Origin of the sequence: Paramicrobacterium chengjingii (assembly GCF_011751765.2) — a bacterium.
In the GTDB taxonomy this organism is placed as follows: domain Bacteria; phylum Actinomycetota; class Actinomycetes; order Actinomycetales; family Microbacteriaceae; genus Paramicrobacterium; species Paramicrobacterium chengjingii.
Map to the genome: position 1 here is coordinate 3,127,104 of NZ_CP061169.1, position 19,880 is coordinate 3,146,983.

At 63.7% G+C, this 19,880-nt stretch carries 18 protein-coding genes; 7 read left to right on the plus strand and 11 right to left on the minus strand.

The window, feature by feature from the left end; translation table 11 throughout:
- Positions 1-3: 3 nt before the first annotated feature.
- The 5 genes from HCR76_RS15115 to HCR76_RS15135 all read right to left on the minus strand — a co-directional run bounded on the left by HCR76_RS15115 (position 4) and on the right by HCR76_RS15135 (position 5,426).
- Positions 4-807, minus strand: a complete 804-nt coding sequence (locus HCR76_RS15115; protein WP_166987465.1) for an enoyl-CoA hydratase-related protein — start codon at positions 805-807, stop codon at positions 4-6.
- Entirely contained in the window at positions 804-2,036 is a 1,233-nt protein-coding gene (locus HCR76_RS15120; protein WP_166987462.1) for a CaiB/BaiF CoA transferase family protein, read from the minus strand. Before HCR76_RS15120 ends, HCR76_RS15115 begins: the two co-directional genes overlap by 4 nt.
- Complete coding sequence (locus HCR76_RS15125) at positions 2,033-3,397, minus strand: FAD-dependent oxidoreductase (protein WP_166987459.1); 1,365 nt, start codon at positions 3,395-3,397, stop codon at positions 2,033-2,035. The genes HCR76_RS15120 and HCR76_RS15125 overlap by 4 nt, the downstream gene beginning before the upstream one ends.
- A 7-nt stretch (positions 3,398-3,404) precedes the next feature.
- On the minus strand, positions 3,405-4,703 hold the full coding sequence (locus HCR76_RS15130; RefSeq protein WP_166987456.1) for an MFS transporter: 1,299 nt from the start codon (positions 4,701-4,703) through the stop codon (positions 3,405-3,407).
- A gap of 114 nt (positions 4,704-4,817) precedes the next feature.
- Positions 4,818-5,426 carry a helix-turn-helix domain-containing protein gene (locus HCR76_RS15135; RefSeq protein WP_166987453.1) on the minus strand — a complete coding sequence of 203 codons (609 nt, stop codon included), beginning with the start codon at positions 5,424-5,426 and terminating at the stop codon, positions 4,818-4,820.
- Positions 5,427-5,876: 450 nt separating this feature from the next.
- Between HCR76_RS15135 and HCR76_RS15140 the strand changes: the two genes are divergently transcribed.
- The 5 genes from HCR76_RS15140 (at position 5,877) to fdxA (ending at position 10,219) form a co-directional block, all read left to right on the plus strand.
- Positions 5,877-6,941: an ABC transporter substrate-binding protein gene (locus HCR76_RS15140; protein ID WP_166987450.1), complete on the plus strand. Its 1,065-nt coding sequence runs from the start codon at positions 5,877-5,879 to the stop codon at positions 6,939-6,941.
- Positions 6,942-6,974: 33 nt separating this feature from the next.
- On the plus strand, positions 6,975-7,739 hold the full coding sequence (locus HCR76_RS15145) for an ABC transporter ATP-binding protein (RefSeq protein WP_198248074.1): 765 nt from the start codon (positions 6,975-6,977) through the stop codon (positions 7,737-7,739).
- Positions 7,740-7,745: 6 nt separating this feature from the next.
- The gene (locus tag HCR76_RS15150; RefSeq protein ID WP_198248075.1) at positions 7,746-8,573 is read left to right on the plus strand and encodes an ABC transporter permease; all 828 of its coding nucleotides are present in this window, start codon (positions 7,746-7,748) and stop codon (positions 8,571-8,573) included.
- Positions 8,574-8,676: 103 nt separating this feature from the next.
- Complete coding sequence (locus tag HCR76_RS15155; protein WP_166987443.1) at positions 8,677-9,855, plus strand: CaiB/BaiF CoA transferase family protein; 1,179 nt, start codon at positions 8,677-8,679, stop codon at positions 9,853-9,855.
- Positions 9,856-9,892: 37 nt separating this feature from the next.
- Positions 9,893-10,219, plus strand: coding sequence for a ferredoxin (gene fdxA, locus HCR76_RS15160; protein ID WP_166987440.1), 327 nt, complete (start codon positions 9,893-9,895; stop codon positions 10,217-10,219).
- 75 nt (positions 10,220-10,294) lie between these two features.
- On the opposite strand, the gene HCR76_RS15165 is transcribed toward fdxA, so the two are convergent.
- The 4 genes from HCR76_RS15165 to HCR76_RS15180 form a co-directional block, all read right to left on the minus strand.
- Positions 10,295-10,831, minus strand: coding sequence for a GNAT family N-acetyltransferase (locus HCR76_RS15165; RefSeq protein ID WP_434063572.1), 537 nt, complete (start codon positions 10,829-10,831; stop codon positions 10,295-10,297).
- An 85-nt stretch (positions 10,832-10,916) separates the two neighbouring features.
- Entirely contained in the window at positions 10,917-12,716 is a 1,800-nt protein-coding gene (locus HCR76_RS15170; protein WP_166987437.1) for a sulfatase, read from the minus strand.
- Positions 12,717-12,737: 21 nt separating this feature from the next.
- Complete coding sequence (locus HCR76_RS15175; protein WP_244971554.1) at positions 12,738-13,970, minus strand: MFS transporter; 1,233 nt, start codon at positions 13,968-13,970, stop codon at positions 12,738-12,740.
- A gap of 2 nt (positions 13,971-13,972) precedes the next feature.
- Positions 13,973-15,406, minus strand: coding sequence for a glycoside hydrolase family 1 protein (locus tag HCR76_RS15180; protein ID WP_166987431.1), 1,434 nt, complete (start codon positions 15,404-15,406; stop codon positions 13,973-13,975).
- 121 nt (positions 15,407-15,527) lie between these two features.
- On the opposite strand from HCR76_RS15180, the gene HCR76_RS15185 reads away from it, so the two are divergent.
- Complete coding sequence (locus HCR76_RS15185) at positions 15,528-16,139, plus strand: TetR/AcrR family transcriptional regulator (RefSeq protein WP_166987428.1); 612 nt, start codon at positions 15,528-15,530, stop codon at positions 16,137-16,139.
- Positions 16,140-16,175: 36 nt separating this feature from the next.
- Here HCR76_RS15185 and HCR76_RS15190 read toward each other — a convergent pair whose 3' ends face one another.
- Complete coding sequence (locus HCR76_RS15190) at positions 16,176-17,051, minus strand: alpha/beta fold hydrolase (RefSeq protein ID WP_166987425.1); 876 nt, start codon at positions 17,049-17,051, stop codon at positions 16,176-16,178.
- 121 nt (positions 17,052-17,172) lie between these two features.
- Between HCR76_RS15190 and HCR76_RS15195 the strand changes: the two genes are divergently transcribed.
- The gene (locus HCR76_RS15195; RefSeq protein WP_166987422.1) at positions 17,173-19,116 is read left to right on the plus strand and encodes an AfsR/SARP family transcriptional regulator; all 1,944 of its coding nucleotides are present in this window, start codon (positions 17,173-17,175) and stop codon (positions 19,114-19,116) included.
- A gap of 27 nt (positions 19,117-19,143) precedes the next feature.
- Here HCR76_RS15195 and HCR76_RS15200 read toward each other — a convergent pair whose 3' ends face one another.
- Complete coding sequence (locus tag HCR76_RS15200; RefSeq protein WP_166987419.1) at positions 19,144-19,851, minus strand: SDR family NAD(P)-dependent oxidoreductase; 708 nt, start codon at positions 19,849-19,851, stop codon at positions 19,144-19,146.
- Positions 19,852-19,880: the final 29 nt, after the last annotated feature.

Below are 19,880 nucleotides of genomic sequence, written 5' to 3' on the forward strand. Positions count from 1 at the left end.
CGATCACTTCCCCGGCCAGATTGGTTTGCGCTTCTGCTGGAATGCGGCGACACCCTCGGCCGAGTCTTCGCTGTCGAGCGCGTCAACAAGTGCGGGCAACCGCATCGCCCGCGCTTCGTGCGCCGTGAGATGGGCCGTGCGCGACACCATCTGTTTAACGGCTCTCACCGATGTTGGCGCACAGGCGAGAATCTGCTCGATCCACCGCTCGACTGCCTCGTCGAGCTCGCCTGCAGTGACGACCTCATTGACGAGACCCATCCCCTGCATCTCCTCTGCCGGCGCCTTGCGCCCGGTGAGCAGAAGGCTCATCGCCTGCGTGTACGGAACTCGACGCACCAGCTGATGGATGCCGCCATCCAACGCGAGGCGGCCGACACGCGGTTCGGTGAGCCCGAACTGGGCGCGATCGGCCGCCACAACGATGTCGGCGCCGAGCACGATCTCCATGCCGCCCCCGAGAGCGTAGCCGTTCACCTTCGCGATCACGGGAACATCGAGCGTCGTGCGCAGACTCAGCCCGCCGAAGCCGTTGGGGTCGAGCTCGGCCCAGTACTGAAGACCCGTCTTGTCAACGGCATCCGCCGACATGTCGGCTCCAACGCAGAATGCCTTCTCTCCGCCCCCTGTGACGACGACGAGACGCACTCGGTCATCGGCTTCGATCGTTGCCCAGATCTCGTTGAGCCTGTCGTGCGTTGCCCGATCGACGGCATTAAGCACGCGCGGCCTATCGATGATCACGGTGGCGACACCGCGATCGTCGACGTCGAACCTGACCTCGTCGGCCTGTGTATCGTCGGTCATTTCAGCACCCCCAGTTCATGCAGACGGCGAATTTCGTCGTCGTCGAAGCCATTCTCCGCAAGGATCTCATCGTTGTGCTCTCCCAGGCGGGGAGCAACCCGGCGCACCGTCGCGGGTGTGTGCGAGAGATGAATCGGCGCGTTCAGCGTGCGGAAAGTGCCGGCGGTCGGGTGCTGCGACTCGACGATCATTCCGTTTGCCGCCGTCTGCTCATCGTCCAGTGTTTCGGCCAGCGTGCGCACGGGTGCATTGAGCAGGCCCTCTGCCTCGAGCCTCTCCGTCCAATACGCAGTGCTGTTGGTGGCAAAACGCTCGGCGAAGATCTTCTGCAGCGCCGACCGGTTCTCCACCTGCTTGTCGTGCGTTGCGAATTCGGGGCGAAGCGTGAGGTCCTCCTCAAGCCCGAGCGCCGCCGAGATGTGCAGCAGCGGGTCAGCAGCGAACCCGCCGACCATGCAGACAGCGGAGTCGGTTGTGGCGAAAACGCCGGTCAACGGCATCCGTCCCCAGTTCACCTCGAACCCGCGGTTCAGCTGCATTGCCGCCTCTTGCATCTGCATGTGAAGCATCGAGTCGTACATGGTGACCTCGACCTTCTGCCCTTCGCCCGTCTCGTCGCGCGAGCGCAGGGCGAGGAGGATGCCCTGAAAAAGGTGCATGCCTGTTGTGTAGTCGCAGAGCGTCGTCGGGTAGACGGTGAGCGGATCGTCGTCTGAGCTGCGCCGCCACATGACGCCCGAGTACGCCTGGTTGATGACGTCTTGCCCGCCAAGCGATGAGTAGGGCCCCGTGTTTCCGAAACCGGTGCCCGATGCCCAGACGAGACGCGGATTGAGCTTTTTCAGCTCGTCGTAGCCGAAGCCCATGCGTTCCATCACACCGGCGCGGAAGTTGCTGACGACCACGTCGGCTCCCGCGATGATGTCGCGCATCACAGAGCGACCCTCTTCTGACTTCGTGTCGATCGCCATGCCACGTTTGTTGCGGTTGATCGACAGGAAGATCGGGTTGTCCTGCCCGTCCTTGTCTGGCAGTGAGTTGCGCGACGTGTCGCCCCGGCCGGGGCGCTCCACCTTGATCACGTCGGCACCGAAATCACCGAGCAGCTGCGTGCAGCTCGGGCCCATGAATACCTGGGTGAAGTCGACGACGGTGATGCCGTCGAGCGGAAGTCCACGCGGCGCAGCGGCCGCGGCATCCGCCTTCTCGTTCGCTGCCTGCATGGTCATACCCCCACCGTCTCCGCCTCGTCGATCGTGGCATTCTCTGACGGAATGTCACCCGGGTCAGCGTTGTGCTGGCGCATGCGCTGCTGAATCTCGAGAGCGTCGACGTCGCGCACAAGAATCTTCTGTTCGATGGCGAGTGTCGCCGCCGATGCGACGGCCTGACCCATGGCCATGCACGGCGGAATCTCCCGCGAAGACTTCTGTGCATCGGAAGTCGCCGAGTAGTGCCGTCCGGCGACGAGCAGCTGGTCGACTTTCGTCGGCAGAAGAGAGCGGTACGGGTAGTAGTAGTCGCGGCCCCGCGCCACGGTGTCAGAGAAGTGGCGACGCTGCGTGACGTCGTCTTTTGTCATGACGTACTCGCCCTGCAGCAAACGCGTCTGGCGCACGCCCATCTGCGGTGCTGTGTCAATGACGAAACAGTTCTCAAAGCCGGGCAGAAATTCCTTGACGTACTCCACAGCCTCGGCAATGCGCTCGCGCGCCGCGAACTCGGCCTCGGTGAGAGAGGCAGGGTCGGCGCCGTCGTACCCGGTCATATGCGGCGCATTGCACCACACGACCCCGGGAAGCGGCGTCTTGAGCCACCACAGTTCCCACGCGCCGCCCAGAATGCGCTTCACCTTGCGGTTGATCGCCCGTGCCGCCTTCGGGTCGCCCTGCTCAAACTCCTCGGCGCGCTTCGTGTCGACACCGGCGAGACGGAACACCAAAGTCGTGATGTAGCTGCCCTGAATGAAGTCGGCACCGGCGCGCGATGCGACGTCGATGTCACCAGTCGTGTCGATCACGACGTCGGCCATGTGCGCCTGAGGGCCGGCCTTGGTCTCGGCGATCACGCCCTTCATCACGCCGTCGTCGACGATCGGGCGCGAGAACCACGAGTGCAGCAGCAGGTTGACTCCCGACTCGCGCACGAGGTCGTTCGACACGCGCTTCCAGCCGTCGGGATCGAATGCGGCGGCGTAACAGATCGGCTTCGGGTTGACGTGAGTGTGAAAGTCGAAGGTGCCGAAACGGCCCCACTTGTTCCACAGCTCCTGCGATGCCTTGCGGTCGTCGGCCGGCGGCACAATTGCGAGATCGAGCTTCTGCAGCCGTTCGATGTACTCGGAGACGACACCGGTGACGGTGATCTCCTGACCGTTGATCATGTCATCGAGCACGAGCACCATTCCGCCCGAGGCGAGCCCGCCGAGCGAGGGATACCGTTCGAGCAGCGTGACGGATGCTCCAGAGCGAGCCGCCGTGACGGCCGCGGCGACACCGGCGGGGCCGCCGCCGACGACGAGCACGTTCGAGCGGGAGGCAATCGGCGCTCTCAGGTCATCACTGGTGACGCGAAGATCGTAGGTTGTCATGGTGTTCTCACTTTCCAACGTGGATGCCGTTGATACGGCGGGCAATCAGGTAGAAGATGACGCTGAGCGCTGAGAGCACTGCAACGTAAACGGGGAAGGCCCAGTCGAGCCCGGCGGACTGAAACCAGACGAGCAGAAAGGAGGCTGTTCCACCGAAGATGGCGACGCCAAGTCCGTAGCCGAGCGATGTTCCTGCCCCGCGGTAGCTCTTGGGCATGAGGGATGCCGACACGACGTTGTAGAGCGTCATGTTGAGCACCAGCACGACAGAACCGCCGAGCAGCACTGCCGCGAAACCGCCGATTCCGGGCTGCACGTAGAGCAGCATCAGGAAAACGGAAGGAATGGCGAGGATGCGCGCGACGACGAACCACTTCGAGATGGCGCGTCCGTCAACGAGCCGTCCGACGACGAGGCTTCCGACAACGAGGATGAGTCCGAGCACGGTGGTCAGTGCGAACACGGCCGTCGGGTCTTCCTGCATTGTGGATCGCGCTGCGTTGGGGAGGCCGACGTTCCAGGCATAGTTGTACGCCTGCACGGCGCCGACGACGAAGATGATCGCGAGCACGCTGACCCAGCTCTTGCGCACGCCCGTCCAGACCGAACCGGTAGTCGCCTGCTCAAGCTCGTCCTTCTTCATCGTCTCGGGCAGCGTGCGCCGCAGGTAGAGAATCACGAAGCCGAATGCGGCGCCGACGACGAACGGAATGCGCCAGCCCCAGTCGCTCATTGCTCCGTCGCCGATGCTTGCGGAGACGATGAAGCTCACGAGCGGAGCGAGCACGATGCCGACGTTCACGAAGAACGAGATGATTCCGGCGACGAAGCCCTCACGCCCCTCCGGCACCAACTCGACAGCGTGCGCCGTGGAGAGTGGCGCCTCGACGCCGGTGGAGATTCCCTGCACAACACGGCAGAGCAGCAGAATGATCGGGGCCCAGATGCCGATCGATTCGTATGTCGGCGACACGGCGATCACCAGTGTGCTCACGGCCATCATGGTGATCGACAGCATCATGATCTTGCGTCTGCCGATGCGGTCGGCGAAGGTGCCGAGCACCACGCCACCGAGCGGACGGAAGAGGAACCCGACAGCGAAGATCGCGAGTGCATCGAGCGTTGCGGTCACCGGATCGACGCTCGGAAAGAAGTGGGGGCCAATGTACGACGAGAGCAGCCCGAAGATCATCCAGTCATACCACTCGAGGGTATTTCCGAGTCCGAGGCCGAGAATTCCTCTGCGCACCTCCGGCGTGAAGCGCTCGCGCTTACGCCACTTTTTGTTGACGCCAGTGTCAATCATGTTGCTCCTTAGTCACACGTCGACAATGCACGCGTGAATGCAGGCTCCATCGATCTCGATCCTGTCTGGACCGTGATGGAGGTTATGAATGGATGCGGTGAGTTCCGCGCGGACCTACCAGGTCGGCGGTGTGATCACCCAGATCGCTACGCACGTTTCGTCGTAGTCGTTTCGGTACCAATGCGGAATCGTGGAGTCGAAAGTGATCGAGTCGCCGGCTTCAAGCTGGTGCCTCTGGCCATTGAGGTACACATCTTTCTTTCCCGACAGAACAAGCCCGAACTCTTCGCCTCCGTGTGTGAACGGAATGTCGCTGGTGTCGTGTCCCGGAGGCGTAACGACCCAGAGTGCTTCGAGGGTGCCATTGAGGTCGGGGGTGAGCAGCTCGTATGCGGCTTCACCGACGGCTTCAGGGGCAACTCCCTTGAGGTCTCTCCGCTCTGCCTTGCGCACAACGGGAGATCGTGTGTCTTCATGGCTGGGGAACAGCTTCCCCACTGGGATCTCCAGGCCATGTGCCAACTGCGCCATTGTCGTGAATGACGGGTTGGCGAGTCCTCTCTCGATCTGGCTGACGATCGCCGGACTGAGGCGTGTGACCTCAGACAGGTCTTGCAAGGTCAGCCCCTTCTCCTTGCGGAGGGCGCGCACCCGGCTGCCAACACTCGTGAGAATTGCGTCGACGGCCAGCCCCTGCGACGTATCGCTTGGTGAGAAAGCCATGGATGCAACCTCCGGAATCAAGATGGACGTTTTTAGTATATTGAAGTTTTTTACTAGGTCAAATATTTTGATGAAACTCGGATGCCGAATCGGAAAAGTCCACGGCGGCACGCCCATCTTCCACAAGGCTACCGACCGACCCCCTTCCACAAACAACCAATTCTTTTTCCCTGTTTGGTTGACTCAGTAAAAAAGTTCAATATACTAAATTTACTTTCACCGTTCCCGCACGGACAGCACGTCGGGGAACGGGCTTGGAGACCCCAGCACGGAAGTATCCGCACCGCGCGCAATCGAAGAATCTGAGCGAACCGCCCTTCGCGACACCGCTCGAGAAGCATCCCTATTCAGTCCCCTGAGACAGCGGGGCGCTACCGCTGTGCCCGGCGCCCCTGCATACCTCAGATCGTCATGTCTCTACACCAAAGCATCTCAACGAGGAGAGCACTCATGTCCACTACTCATCAGTTCTCACGCAGGAACCTGCTGGCGGGCGCCGGTCTTTCCGTCGGCGCCTTCGCACTCGGAACGTCGCTGCTCACCGCCTGCAGCGAGCCGGGTCGCGGTCCCGCCGGAAAGGGCAACGGCGACGGCACACCGCTCGCGCTTCAACTGGGCTGGCTGATCAACTCCGGCCAGTTCGGTGAAGCAATCGCGCTGTCGAAGGGCTGGTACGACGAAGCCGGCATCAGCTTCTCGATTAACCCCGGTGGCCCCAGCATCGACGGCATCGCGCTCGTCGCAGCTGGAGAATCGCAGCTCGGCCAGATCTCGTCGAGCCCGTCACACATGCTCGCTCGCTCGCAGGGTATTCCGGTCAAGGCGTTCGCCGTGTGTGTGCAGGATCACCCGTACGCGTGGCTTTCGAAGCCCGAAAGTCCCATCGAGAAACCCGAAGATCTCATCGGAAAGACGGTCGGCGGCCCGGCAACATCCGACATTCTGGTCAAGGCACTGCTCGCGGCAAACAAGATCAGCGAAGACGACGTCGAGTTCGTTGCGACGGGCGAGTCCGTCGCGCCGCTCATGACGGGGAAGATCGATGCCTGGGGAACATGGCTCAACTCGATCTCGCAGCGCCGTCCTCTCGGAGACGACTTCGTGTCGATGCGTCTCGCCGACAACGGGGTGCCCCTGTACGGATACATCTACTACTCCACAGACGACGTGCTCGATAAGAAGTCAGACATCGTCAAGGAGTTCACGTCAGCGACGGCGCGCGGCTGGGAGTTCGCCTACGACAACGTCGCCGATGCGGCGAAGGCGACAGTGGAGATGGCCCCGGAATCGAAGCTCAAAGACATTCAGGACGACGGCGAAGCCATGATGGAGTACGTCTTCACGAAATCCACGGCCGAGAAGGGCTGGGGAACGATGGACAAGTCGATCTGGGAGAACCAGATCGCGCTGTGGGACCAGCTCGGCCAGTTCAACTCCGCCGCTCCCACTGTCGATGAGCTCGCCACCTGGGACATTCTCGACGCGACGGCCGACTCCCGTCCGAAGCTCGGCTGAGGCTGACCCATGACGGTACAAGAGGAAACGACGATGCAACCAATCAGCATCGATGACATCGGCATCACGTTCGACACGACAGACGGTCAAGTCACGGCGCTCGAGGGTGTGTCGACGTCGCTTAACGGTCAGAGTTTCACATCGCTGCTCGGCCCATCGGGATGCGGCAAGTCAACGCTGCTTCGCATCATTGCCGATCTTCTCGAACCCACCTCCGGTTCGGTGAGCGTGCTCGGCGAATCGCCGGAGACAGCACGCACGAGCCGACACCTCGGCTTCGTGTTTCAAGACGCTGCGCTGTTGCCCTGGCGTGACGCCCTGAAGAACGTGACGCTTCCGCTCGAGATCGGCAATGGCAAAGTCACGGAAGACGATAAGAAGCGCGGTCGCGAACTTCTCGCGCTCGTCGGGCTCGAGGGTCGCGAAGGCGCATTGCCGTCTCAGCTCTCGGGTGGCCAGCGGCAGCGGGTCTCCATCGCCAGGGCACTCATCACCAAGCCCAAGGTTCTGCTTATGGATGAGCCGTTCGGCGCCCTTGACGAGATCACGCGCGATCGCCTCAACGAGGAATTGCTGCGCATCTGGCAGGTAACGAACACGACGATCATCTTTGTCACGCACAGCATCGCCGAGTCAGTCTTTCTCTCGCAACGCGTCGTGGTGATGTCTGCTCAGCCCGGCCGCATCCGTGATGTCGTCGACATCGACCTGCCCGATGCACGAACCCGCGACGTGCGTGCACTCCCCGAGTTCGCCGGGTACGTCACCCATCTGCGCAATCTTCTGGAAGGGGTGTGACCCGACATGGTTGGAACAAGCACCGAAACCCTCGTCATGGGCGCATCGCGTCGCGGCCCCAAGACCAAGCCGCGTCGCTCCGCGTTCAAACGCATCGGAGCGCCGCTCCTGGCCGTCGTCGCGCTCGTCGTGCTCTGGCAGATCGTGTGCGTCGTCTTCAAGGTTCCGTACTACATCGTGCCGTCACCCCTCGAGGTAGGGCAGTCGTTCGGTGAAAACATCTCGACACTCCTGGAGCACTCGGCTCCGACAGTGATCGAGGCGGGCGCTGGTTTTCTCGTCGGCAACTCGATCGCGATTCTGCTCGCCGTGCTCTTCGTGCATTGGAAAGCAGCTGAAGATGCCCTCATGCCGGTCGCCGTCTTCATTCAGACGGTGCCGATCGTCGCCATCGCCCCCGTGCTGGTGCTGATGCTCGGAACCGGCTATGCACCGAAGATCGTCATTGCCGCGCTCATCTCGTTCTTCCCCACCCTAGTCAACATGGTCAAGGGTTTGAAGGCCGTTGAGAAAGAGCATCTCGAGCTGTTCCGACTGCTGTCTGCGTCGCGCTCTGAGACGTTCTGGAAGCTTCGTGTCTTCGCATCGATGCCGTTTCTCTTCTCGTCACTGCGGATCACGGCGACGACGTCGGTGATTGGCGCGATCGTTGCGGAGTGGATCGGCTCCCAGCGCGGCCTCGGGTACATGATCATTCAGGCGACCTACAACTTCGACACTCCACTGCTGTACGCCACCATGATCATGGCCTCGCTCGTCGCCGTTGTATTCTTCTCGATCGTCTCGGTGCTTGAACGCCTGTTCGTGACGTGGTCTGCTGAGTCCAAGATGTAATCACGGGCCCACCGCTTGGGGGTCGGTGTCCGCCGAGATGGCGCGCACCGGCCCTCAATTCACCACCCGAATACCCCAACCACCGAACACTCAGGAGGACGCGATGTCTCGACCGTTGGATGGCGTCACCGTCATTGACTTCACTCAGGTGATGCTCGGGCCGTCATGCACGCAGGCTCTCGGCGATTTCGGGGCCGACGTGATCAAGATCGAGCGCCCGGGGTCGGGCGACCTATCGCGCCGCGGAGTGCTTGCCCACACGGGGGAAGACAATCCTGTCTTCCTCAGTCTCAACCGCAATAAGCGCGGCATCGCCGTTGATCTTTCGACGGATGCCGGTCGCTCCGTCATTCTCGATTTACTGCGTGATGCCGACGTCGTTGTCAGCAACTTTCGGCCTGGAGTCATGGAACGACTCGGCCTTGACTACGACACGGTGTCGGCGATCAACCCGCGCATCATCTGGGCAGCGGGCTCGGGATTCGGTCCGTCGGGTCCGTACGCGCACAAGGGCGGGCAAGACATTCTTGGGCAGGCGTACTCGGGCGTGATGAAACGATTGGCCGACCCAGAGCATCCTGTGTCGATCTACGCCACACCGATCGCCGACTACACGGCCGGGCAGCATCTGGTGCAGGGAATTCTGCTCGCTCTTTTGCACCGTGAGAAGACCGGCGAAGGGCAGAAGGTGGAGGTGAGCCTCTACAACTCGATGCTCGCCATGCAGATGCAAGAGGCGACGACGCGCCTCATGTATGACCAGGAGCTCAATTGGGCATTGATGCCATTGAGCGGATGCTTCCCCACCGCTGATTCGGAGATCGTGATCGTCGGCGCGTTCAAACCCAATCCGTTGCGCGACATCTGCGCTGCGCTGGAGCTCCCCGATCTGTCGCTCGAAGAGCGGTTCTCGAACCTGGAGCTGCTGAAAGAAAATCGCCGTGAGATTCGGCAACTCATCGCCGACCGTCTCAAAGAGGGCACGAGCGAACGCTGGCTCGCCGCACTCGAGAAGCACGACGTGCTGTGCGGGCCGGTGCGCAGCCTCGCCGAGGCGCTGGCCGACCCGCAGACGGCCCACAACAACATGATCATCGAATTTGACGGCGGCAGCGGGCAGATTGTCAAGACAATTGCGTCACCCATCGCCATGTCGCAGGTGGCACCCGAGATTCGGCACACTCCGCCGCGGTTGGGAGAGCACAGCCGCGAACTGTTGAACGGGCTCGGCTATGACACGACACGCATCGACGAGCTCGTCGCGAGCGGCGCCGTTCAATAGCGGGCGCGGCTATCCCTCATATATAAGGAGCAACTCAGTGGTTTACGTGATCGGATCGGCGTGCGTCGATGTGAAGGATCTGGGCTGCATAGACGCGTGCCCTGTCGACTGCATTTATCAGGGTGAGCGCACCCTCTACATTCAGCCTGAGGAGTGCGTGGACTGCGGAGCCTGCGAACCAGTGTGCCCGGTCGAAGCCATCACCTACGTCGATGACGTGGAGCCTGAAGACGAGAAGTTCGTCGACATCGCGTACGAGCTCTTCGAGAAGGTGGGCTCACCGGGCGGCGCCGACGCGCACGGTCCGGTCGAGGACCATCCGGCGGTCACCGCCCGCCCGCGAACGGCGCCGGATCCGTCTTGACTGGACGTCGTCACCAGACAGCCTGCGCCGCTTGACGCTGCGAAACGTTACAACTGGTTCCAGGTCGCCTCGCCGTCACGCGTCGAAGAATTCCGCAGAATCGACCGCGGATTGGGAGCGCATATCGAGTTTGAACCCCTCGTGTGAGGCGACGAATCCGAGCCGCGTGTAGAACCGGTGGGCGTTGGTTCGGGTCTTGTCGGCAGTCAGTTGAATCATGACGCATCCGCGTCTCTGGGCCTCGCCGATCGCCCACCCGAACATCGCTTGACCAAGCCCGAGGCCGCGAAAATCGTCGCGCACACGAACCGCCTCAATCTGCGCACGCAAGGCACCGCGACGGGACAGCCCGGGGATGAATGTCAGCTGCATGGTGCCAACGACTTCACCTCCCGCAACAGCTACAACGAGGAGCTGTCGCGGGTCACCGTCGATGTCATTAAACGCTTCTCGGTACGGTTGCAGATCTGCGTCCGACTCAGTTGACTCTCTCGATGCACCCAAAGGGTCGTCGGCGAGAAGCGCTATGATGGCCGAAACGTGATCCATCGACGCGCGACGGAGCTCGATCGCTGTGGTCGTCAGGGACAGCGTCGCTAAGTGTGTCGTCACACCCCGAGCCTACAGATCACCGGCAGAAAGCAGGCGTCTCGTCGCGCCAGACGCGCGCGTGCGATCACCGACCTCACATGGCCGTTCATTGTTGGGAGCCGCCGGACTGCTCCGCCTCGGTCGCGGGCAGCAGCTCCGCGAGCGTCACAACAGCCTCAGCGGGGATCATCCCCGTCGTCACCGTTGCAATGTCAAGAAGCGACATCCCCAGGGCTTCGTCTGGCAGCGGCCCGTCAACGATCGGTCCCAGCACCTGCCGCAGAACCTCGCGTGCGGCCGGGTCGTCGAGAAGCTGCGCGACCGTGCGGGTCGCCACAGGCGACTGTTCCAGGGCCGCGAGCTGCTCAGACGTCAGCTCTGTCTCGGGCGCCGCCTCTCGGCCGAGAACGAGGTGCTCCGGTGTCACGTCGCCTTGGCGGGGCAGCCCCAGCCGCACGTACTGCTCGTCTGGAGCGTCCGCCCGGCGCATCGCATCCACGAGCAGACCCGCCATGCGCAGCTCGATCTCGGGGTCGAGGAGCGGATGCTCCTGCTCCGGATCCGTTTCAAGATCGAACAGCAGAGACCCGAAGACCGCAGGGTTGGTGGGGGCGATCGCCGGCACCTTGAGCACAGGAACGCCTTTGGAAAAACTCAACGGCGGCACCAGCTCGGCCCGCGTCAGCGCGGAGATCGGAAATCTGCCGCGCATACTCGTCGGCATCAGCGTGTATTCGGCCAGCGGCTGATTGTCGGGCGTGACCGGCGCCCGCATATACACGTACCGGCCGTCGGTGACGTTGGCGTGACCGCCATGGATGCCGAAGAGCGCCGTCTCGCGAATGTGATTCTGCTCGGCGATGACGCCGGACAGTGACTGCCCCTGCATATCGTCGGTGGCATCCACATCGAACAGGTCAAGCAGCGTCGGACCGAAATCGATCGTCTGCACCAGCTGTTCGCGACGCTGGCCCCGCGCACCGGTCCGCGGGTCCCAGACGAAGAGCGGTGTGTGGATGGTCTCGTCGTAGAACGGAGGCACGTTCTTGCCCAGCCATTCATGCTCGCCGAGCAGCAGTCCGTGGTCGGTGCACACGATCAGCATCGTGTCGTGCCACATCTCCCGCTCATCCATGACATCGAGCACGCGCCCGAGCGACGCATCGCACATCGACAGCAGCGCCCGGTAGCGGGCACGCAGGTGGGCGATATCGTCCTCGCTCTCGGTCACATGCTTGTAGTCGGGCCAGTCGAAGTCACGGCCGGATGCTGTCGCCGGAGCGTCGTAGAGATCGTGATACTTCTTGTAACTGAAGAACGGCTCATGCGGGTCGAACGTCTCGATCTGCAGCATCCATTTGTCGCTGTCGGCGTTGGTGTCGATGAAGTGGAGCCCGGCATCGAAGGTGCGCGTCTGCGGGTGGTCTGCCTCGTCGCGCATGTACTGCCGGTTGATCTGATCCTGGCGACGCAGTGGGCGGTTGCTGGCGTAGGAATCGACGTCGGTCATGTCCGGGTCGGCGACGCGCCCTTTCCACTCGTCGCCCTCTTGTCCGCGGAAGAGCTCGAAGGTGCGGAAGCGCGGATGGTATGTCGCTCCGCCGTCCAGCCAGTAGTGCTGATGGTCGGTGACCAGGTGCGTGTATACGCCAGCCCCGCCCAGCATTTCGGGCACCGAGTCATCGAAGGGCTCAAGCGGACCCCAGCCGCGGTGCAAGAAGTTGTAGCGGCCGGTGTGCATCTCGCGCCGCGCCGGCATGCACGGCATGCTGCCCCCGTAGCAGTTGTCGAACTGCACGGTGTGGCGGGCAAGTCGCTCGAAATTGGGGGCGTGAACGCCCTCCGCGCCATACGGCGGCAGAAACCGCCGGTTGAGCGTGTCGAACAGCACGACAATGGCTCTCATCTCATCACTCCTGTCAACCTGTCAGCGAACCGATCGAATGCGAAGAACCGTGACGCCGCCGAGCATGATCACGGCGGCGGCGACGATGTACAGCTGCGAATAGCCCGACACCGCCAGCACGGCCCACCCGATGATCGGCGCGATCGGGAGGTGCTGCGCTGAGTTCGCGATGCCGAGGTCACGGGCTCGCGTCGTCTCGTCAGGGAGCAGGTCTGTCAGAAGCGCCTGGTCGACTGAGAGGAACAGCCCGTAACCGAAGCCCAGCAGCACCGCCGCCACAAGACTGCTCTCCCAACTCGGAAGCAGCGCCAGGACAAGAGCGGCCGCGGCCTGCAACGCCGCTGACACGCACACGAGCATGCGACGCGCCTTCCAACGGTCGGTCAAGATGCCGCCGGCCCACGACGCGACGGCGCACGCGGCGAGGTAGACGAGGATGAGCACCAGGAGCGCGCCATCCGGGTCGGCGAGGCCGAGCACGTCAGCGAGGAAGTACAGCAGGTAGGTCGTGCCGACCAGATTTCCCGCGTTGATAAGGACGCGAGACAACGTCGCCCAACCGAAATCACGATAGCCGTGCAGACGGCGAAGACCGCGTCGCAGCCCGAGCGAGCGTACCGGCGCATCCGCGGGTCGTGGGGGTTCGGAGAAGCCGAACACGAAGGGAAGCGGAGCAAGCAGTGCGAGGACGGCGATCACCATCCAGCTCCAGCCGACGTCGGGAATCAGCTCGGTGACGATGATCATGCCGGCGGCGAGCGCGATCACCTGCGGAACACCCATGGCCGCGGATGCTCGCCCGCGCTGCACGACAGGAACGCGATCGGCGATGAGAGCGGACAGCGAGACGAGAACCGCCGACTGCCCGATCGCGACGATCCCGAGCAAGATGGCGACGGAGACCACTGATGTTTGGTGGCCCACCCAGGCGAAGGGAATCGTTGCGGTGAGGAACCCGGCGAGCACCCACGTGCGTCGGCGGCCGAAGCGCGAGCGCGTGCGGTCACAGAGCCATCCGATGATGGGCACGCCAATGACGATGACTCCTGCCATCTCGCCGATGAGGAACGATCCGACGGTCACCTTGTTTGTTGCGTCGATGACACTGGCCAGTTTCACCACCATGAACTGCCCGGGAAGCATGACCAGCAGCCAGAACCCGAACCAGGCAAGCGCGAAGCAGAACAGCCAGACCCGACTGACGGGTGCCGCGGCGACGACTTCGGGGGCCGTCGACTCCGCTCCCGGAGACATTGTCACGTCACCCTGCGTTGCCGAAAGACGTTCTGCAGATAGCGATACGAGGTCTTGGGTGTGCGCTGACCGGTGTCGAAGTCGACGTGAACGAGGCCGAAGCGCTGCGTGAACCCGGCCGCCCACTCCCAGTTGTCCAGAAGCGACCAGACGAAGAAGCCGCGCAGGTCGACGCCGTCGGCCGGGCCACCGAGCGTCACCGCGGAGAGGGCGCTCGACAGGTGACGGGCGACGTAATCGACGCGCCGCGGGTCAGAGACGCTGCCATCTGCGGCGGCCACGTCGTCAAAGCTCGCTCCACTCTCGGTAATGAATACCGGGGGCAGCGCGTCGCCATATCGATCACGCAGTTGCCCAAGCACGACGCCGAGATACTCGGGCGCTATGGGCCAGCCGAAGCCCGTGGTCTCATACTCGTCAAGGGGCAGGAGCTGAAAAGGCAGATCCGCCATCGCCTCGCTGACGCCGTCGGGGCTCTCCCCCGTGCCAGCTCCGGCGGCGACCGAGCTGGGCATATAGTAGTTCAGCCCATAGAAGTCGAGGGGCTGGCTGATGATGTCGAGATCCTCGGCCGGAACAGCGGAGAACGCGCCGAAAAGGTCCGCCATCTCCGGTGGCACCTCTGGGTAGTGGCCGAGCAGCACAGGATCGGCGAAAACGCGGTTGTGAATGACGTCGAAGAGCAACGCCATGGCGGCATCCTGCTCGGAATCGCTCGCCGGGAGGACGGGAGTGTGCGCGTTAGATATTCCGACCTGCCCGCTCACCGACGCGGCACGCAACGCCTGAACGGCGAGCCCGTGTCCGAGCAGCTGGTGGTGCACGGTCGGCAGCGCGTCGAAGAGCAGGCTGCGGCCTGGGGCGTGCAGGCCGAGCGCATACCCGTTGAGTGTCACGGTGGCGGGCTCGTTGATGGTGATCCACGCGTCGACACGGTCGCCAAAGCGCTCCGCGACGAGGCCCGCAAACTCACCGAAGCGGTGCGCGGTGTCACGATCGAGCCAACCCTGCTCGTATTCGACGGGAAGATCCCAGTGCGAGAGGGTGACGAACGGAGAAATGCCAGCCTCGTGCAGCTCGTCGAGCAGGCGATCGTAGAACGACACGCCTGCCGCGTCGAGCGGGCCGGAGCCTCCCGGTTGCAGGCGCGTCCATCCGAGCGAGAACCGATAGGCATCGGCGCCCAGATCACGCATCAGCGCGACGTCTTCGCTCCGGCGGTGGAAATGATCGGCGGTCACGGCCGTCGTGCTTCCGTCGACGATACGGCCGGGCTGAGAACTGAAACTGTCCCACACGCTCGAGGTGCGGGTGGGTTCGTCGATCGCGCCCTCGATCTGCGCCGCCGCGGTCGCGGTTCCGATGAGGAATCCGGCCGGGATCTGCGCGGCAAGGCCCTCGGCGCTGATGTGCTCTGCAGTGTCGTCGTGAGGCATCGTCGTCTCCCGCTGCGAACGTCACCGTCCGCGTCGTCGGCTCGTTGTGGGACGATCGTCCCACTTCTTGCTACTGTATGCAGAAGGTCAAGTGCGCGCAACCGCAGAGGAGAGGTCGACAATGCCCCGCACTCCGGTGGACGTCCGCCGCGCTGAGCTGATTGCAGCCACACTGCGGGTGGTTTCGGCGCGCGGCCTTGGAGCAGCATCCATTCGCACGATTGTCGCCGAGGCGGGCATGTCGTTGGCGAGCTTTCACTACGCGTTCTCATCACGCGATGAGCTTCTCGACACCCTCATCGCGGATGTGCTCGAGAAAGAGGAGAGAGCGGTCCTGCCCGAGCAGCTGTCGGGAAAGGAACTGAGCGAGCTTCTCGAAGAGGGACTGCTGGGCTACTTCGACCACCTGCGCACCGACCCCCAGTACGAGCTGGCGATGCTCGAGCTCACGCAGTTCGCGCTGCGCACGCGACCGCGGATGGCCGAAGCACAATACGCGGAGTACGCACGGATCGCGGGTGCATCGCTTGAGCTGGCCGCGACGCATACCGGATGCCGGTGGACGCTGCCCGTGCCCGATGCCGCCAAGATGCTCGTGGCATTCACGGACGGCCTCACCCTGGGGTGGCTGGTCGATCGCGATGACGAAGCCGCACGGACGATGATCCACGCCATCGCGCAGTCCCTCGCCGCGCTCGCGGTTCCCGTGGCGCCCGGAGGTGCGGCGCGCTGATATCACGCCGCAGCCCGAGCTTCGGTCACGCCCCGCTCAGCGCACCAGCAGCTCCTGGATCACCGCTTCGATCTCGGCCGGGGACTCTTCCGCCATGAAGTGGCCCGCATCTGTCGTGTAGTGGGCGAGATTCGGCGCCCACCGCTTCCACAGCGCGGTCGCGTCGTAGCCCAACGCGGCACCCCAGTCCTGCTGCACCACGCTCACGGGCATGCTCAGCTGAGTGCCCAGGTCGGCATCCGCCTGATCGTGCGCAACGTCGATGCTCGCCGTCGCACGGTAGTCGGCCACAATCGACGGAACAGCGGCAGCGCTCGCGTCGAGGTACGCACGGCGGTACTCCTCGGGAATCGCGTCGGGGTTCTTCGTCCACAGGTCGAGGAAGTACCCGAAGAAGTCGTCGGCGCTGTTTTCGATCATCGTCTCGGGTAACCCCACAGGCTGAGCCATCAGGAAGAGATGGAAGCCCACGGCCGCCGAGACCCCGTGCATTGCGTCCCAGGTGTCGAGGGTGGGCAAAACATCCAGGAAAGCGGCGTGCGTGACAGCATCCGGGTGATCCATAGCCGTGCGAAACGCCACGAGCGCCCCACGGTCGTGGCTGACCAAAGCGAACCGCTCGTGGCCGAGGGCGCGAGCAATCGCGATGACGTCGGCCCCCATGGTGCGCTTCGAGTACGTCTCACCCACGTCGGCAGGTTTGTCGCTCGCACCGTATCCGCGCAGGTCGGGCACGATGACGGTGTGGTCTTCGGCAAGCGCGGCGGCCACGTGACGCCACATCAAATGCGTCTGCGGAAAGCCGTGCAGAAGCACGATTGGGCTTCCGCTGCCGCCCACGGCGGTGTTCAGGTCTACGCCGTCGGCGACGGGGATGCGATGATACTCAAAGTTCGGAATGGTCAGTGACATCGTGTGTCCTTTCGTGTGTTGACGCTCACACGATGTCGCAGGTCGATCAGCAACAAATCAGCAGTCCCCTCGGCCGACACGTGCCGCCTAGACTCGCACCAAGTCGTTGGAGGAGCAGAGTATGGTGTCGTTCTCGGTTCTCGGCCCCCTCGACGCCCGGGATGCTGACGGCACGCCGATCCGCCTGCGCGGACCGAAGCATCGCGCCGTGCTCGCTCGGCTTCTCATTGCGCAGGGTCGCGTCGTACCGATCGAGACGCTCATCGACGATCTGTGGGAGGTTGCGCCTCCGCGAGCGACCGGTGCGATCCGCACCTTTGTCGGCGATCTGAGGCGTGCGCTCGAACCCGAACGGCCTCCGCGCGCAGCACCCGGATTGCTCGTGACGCACGGTACGGGGTATGCCCTGAGAACGGCTCCGGATGCTGTCGACGCGGCCCGCTTCGAGCGGGCGGTTGCCGATGCTCGCGAGAGCGAGCCGGGCGCAGCACTCGACCGCCTGCAGACGGCGCTGGCCGAGTGGCGCGGGCCAGCCTTCGCGGATTTTTCGGAAGAATTGTGGGCACGAGCCGAACGTGCCCGCCTCTCCGAGCTGCGTCTGAGTGCCGTCGAGGCGCGTGCCGATGCGATGCTGCAACTCGGGCGTCACACCGACGCGATACCCGATCTCGACGCCCACGTCACCGATCACCCGTGGCGTGAAGGGGCGTGGCGCCAGCTCGCCCTCGCGCTTTATCGGTCGGGGCGTCAGAAAGATGCTCTCGATGTCGTGCGTCGGGCTCGCACACGTCTCGCCGACGAACTCGGGCTCGATCCCAGCGAGGATCTTGCTCGCATGGAATTCGACATTCTCGCCCACGCACCGTCGCTCGGGGCATCCACTCGTTCTCCGGATGCCGCGAGCACGCTGTGGGCGCAAGCTGCGGAGAGCCACGCCCGAGGTGCCGTGCTCGGTGATCGCGCACGACTGCGTTCCACCGTCGACCTACTCCGCAGTCTGGCGCTTGCGGGCGGTGAGAGCCTCGAAGCCGCACAGCAGCAACGCGTCGCCACGATCCGAGCGGCCGAAGATCTCGGCGACCCCAGGCTCACGGCGCGCGTGATCGGCGCCTACGACGTGCCGGCGATCTGGTCCCGATCCGACTACCCTGACCTCGCCGCGCAGGTCGTCGCTGCGGCCGGGCGCACGCTTGATGCGCTTCCCGACGCAGACGCCGATGCCGCCCGAGCACGCCTTATCGCAACAATCGCCGTTGAGTCTCGAGGCACGTCGAATGATGAGCCTCGCATCGCCGCGCACGAGGCCGTGCGCATCGCACGCCACCTCGACAATCCACCGCTGCTGGCCTTCGCGTTGAACGGCCTCTTCATGCAGACGTTCCATCGCACCGGGCTCGCGGCAGAGCGCGACGCGATCGGCGCGGAGCTGATCGGTCTCGCCTCTCGCCACGACCTGCCCGCCCACGAGCTTCTTGGGCGACTCATGCGGCTCCAGTCGTGCTGTGCTGTGGGCGACATCGAGGGCGCCGACGCACAGGCTCGCGCAGCAGACGAGCTCGCGGCTCGGTACGATTCCCCGCTCGTCGTGGTCTTCACGACGTGGTACCGCGCGCTGCGTCTCGCGCTCACGGGCCGTCCCGCCCCCGAGATCGCCGAAGCATACCGCGCGGCCGCTCCCCTGCTCGATCGTTCAGGTATGCCCGGAATGCAGCACGGGATGCTGCCTCTCGCCCTGCTCAGCATCCGCATTCAACACAATCTGCCGCTGCCCGCGCCCGCAACAACCGACTGGGGACCGTACACCTCGTGGGTCGAGCCACTCCTACTGGCCGAGCATGGCAATCCGGATGCTGCGCGAGCAGCCCTGCGTGATCTCGCCGATCCTCCGCACGACCACATGGCCGAGGCTCTGTGGTCGCTCGTGGCACGGTCGGCCGGCGCGGTGGGAGACAGCGCAACACTGGAGCGAGCCCGCGCCGCGCTGGCTCCGGCACGTAACGAGTTGGCGGGCGCCCAATCCGGCATCCTCTCCTTCGGCCCGATCGCACGCCCCACTACGCCATAGACTCCCGCGAACCTCCATTCCACGTGGCTACCACGCCACAGGCCCGTGTACGGAAGAAAACGTTCCGGTTGGGCCATCCGATGCGATCTGCGCCATCCGCACGATAATCTCGGCACCTTCTTCAACGGTTTGAGTTCCTGTGCGACCGTTCAGGTCCGTGTTCGTGTAGCCCGGGTCGACCGCATTGACGCGAATTGCGGGGAAGGCTTTGGCATATTGAATGGTGATCGCGTTGACGGTGGCCTTCGACGCAGGGTAGCTGATTCCCGGGTAGAAGTGGGTATAGCTTTCGGGGTCGCTGAGGTCTGCGAGTGAGGCGAGTCCACTCGACACGTTGACGATGACAGGCTCGTCGGATCGCTGCAAAAGGGGAAGGAACGCGTGCGTGGTTCTCACGACGCCGAACACATTGGTTTCGAAGGCTGTGCGCATGTCGTCTGCCGTCGTGTCCAAGGGCGCCGGTATCCCATTGTCAGGCAGCCGCGGTTCGATTCCCGCGTTATTGATGAGAACGTCAAGCCCGCCGTCGGCCTCAATTCGCTCGGCGGCGTCGCGAACGGACGCGTCATCCGTGACTTCGAGGTGGACGAAGCGGCCACCCAGCTCGCGAGCTGCAGCCCGCCCACGGCTCTCGTTGCGTGCGCCGATGTAAACGATGTGACCGCTGGCAATCAGTCGGCGAGCGGTTTCTTTGCCGAGGCCCTTGTTCGCTCCGGTGATGAGTGTTGTAGTCATGTTTCAAGCTTCGCCACCGCGGGCGTTCT

Bases quoted from the DNA above. Each gene is read 5' to 3' on its own strand.
- HCR76_RS15145 (WP_198248074.1), top strand. From the start codon at position 6,975: ATGCAACCAATCAGCATCGATGACATCGGCATCACGTTCGACACGACA.
- HCR76_RS15180 (WP_166987431.1), bottom strand. From the start codon at position 15,406: ATGCCTCACGACGACACTGCAGAGCACATCAGCGCCGAGGGCCTTGCC.
- HCR76_RS15125 (WP_166987459.1), bottom strand. From the start codon at position 3,397: ATGACAACCTACGATCTTCGCGTCACCAGTGATGACCTGAGAGCGCCG.
- HCR76_RS15175 (WP_244971554.1), bottom strand. From the start codon at position 13,970: ATGTCTCCGGGAGCGGAGTCGACGGCCCCCGAAGTCGTCGCCGCGGCA.
- HCR76_RS15120 (WP_166987462.1), bottom strand. From the start codon at position 2,036: ATGACCATGCAGGCAGCGAACGAGAAGGCGGATGCCGCGGCCGCTGCG.
- HCR76_RS15115 (WP_166987465.1), bottom strand. From the start codon at position 807: ATGACCGACGATACACAGGCCGACGAGGTCAGGTTCGACGTCGACGAT.
- HCR76_RS15135 (WP_166987453.1), bottom strand. From the start codon at position 5,426: ATGGCTTTCTCACCAAGCGATACGTCGCAGGGGCTGGCCGTCGACGCA.
- HCR76_RS15140 (WP_166987450.1), top strand. From the start codon at position 5,877: ATGTCCACTACTCATCAGTTCTCACGCAGGAACCTGCTGGCGGGCGCC.
- HCR76_RS15185 (WP_166987428.1), top strand. From the start codon at position 15,528: ATGCCCCGCACTCCGGTGGACGTCCGCCGCGCTGAGCTGATTGCAGCC.
- HCR76_RS15200 (WP_166987419.1), bottom strand. From the start codon at position 19,851: ATGACTACAACACTCATCACCGGAGCGAACAAGGGCCTCGGCAAAGAA.
- HCR76_RS15190 (WP_166987425.1), bottom strand. From the start codon at position 17,051: ATGTCACTGACCATTCCGAACTTTGAGTATCATCGCATCCCCGTCGCC.
- HCR76_RS15195 (WP_166987422.1), top strand. From the start codon at position 17,173: ATGGTGTCGTTCTCGGTTCTCGGCCCCCTCGACGCCCGGGATGCTGAC.
- HCR76_RS15150 (WP_198248075.1), top strand. From the start codon at position 7,746: ATGGTTGGAACAAGCACCGAAACCCTCGTCATGGGCGCATCGCGTCGC.
- HCR76_RS15170 (WP_166987437.1), bottom strand. From the start codon at position 12,716: ATGAGAGCCATTGTCGTGCTGTTCGACACGCTCAACCGGCGGTTTCTG.
- HCR76_RS15155 (WP_166987443.1), top strand. From the start codon at position 8,677: ATGTCTCGACCGTTGGATGGCGTCACCGTCATTGACTTCACTCAGGTG.
- HCR76_RS15130 (WP_166987456.1), bottom strand. From the start codon at position 4,703: ATGATTGACACTGGCGTCAACAAAAAGTGGCGTAAGCGCGAGCGCTTC.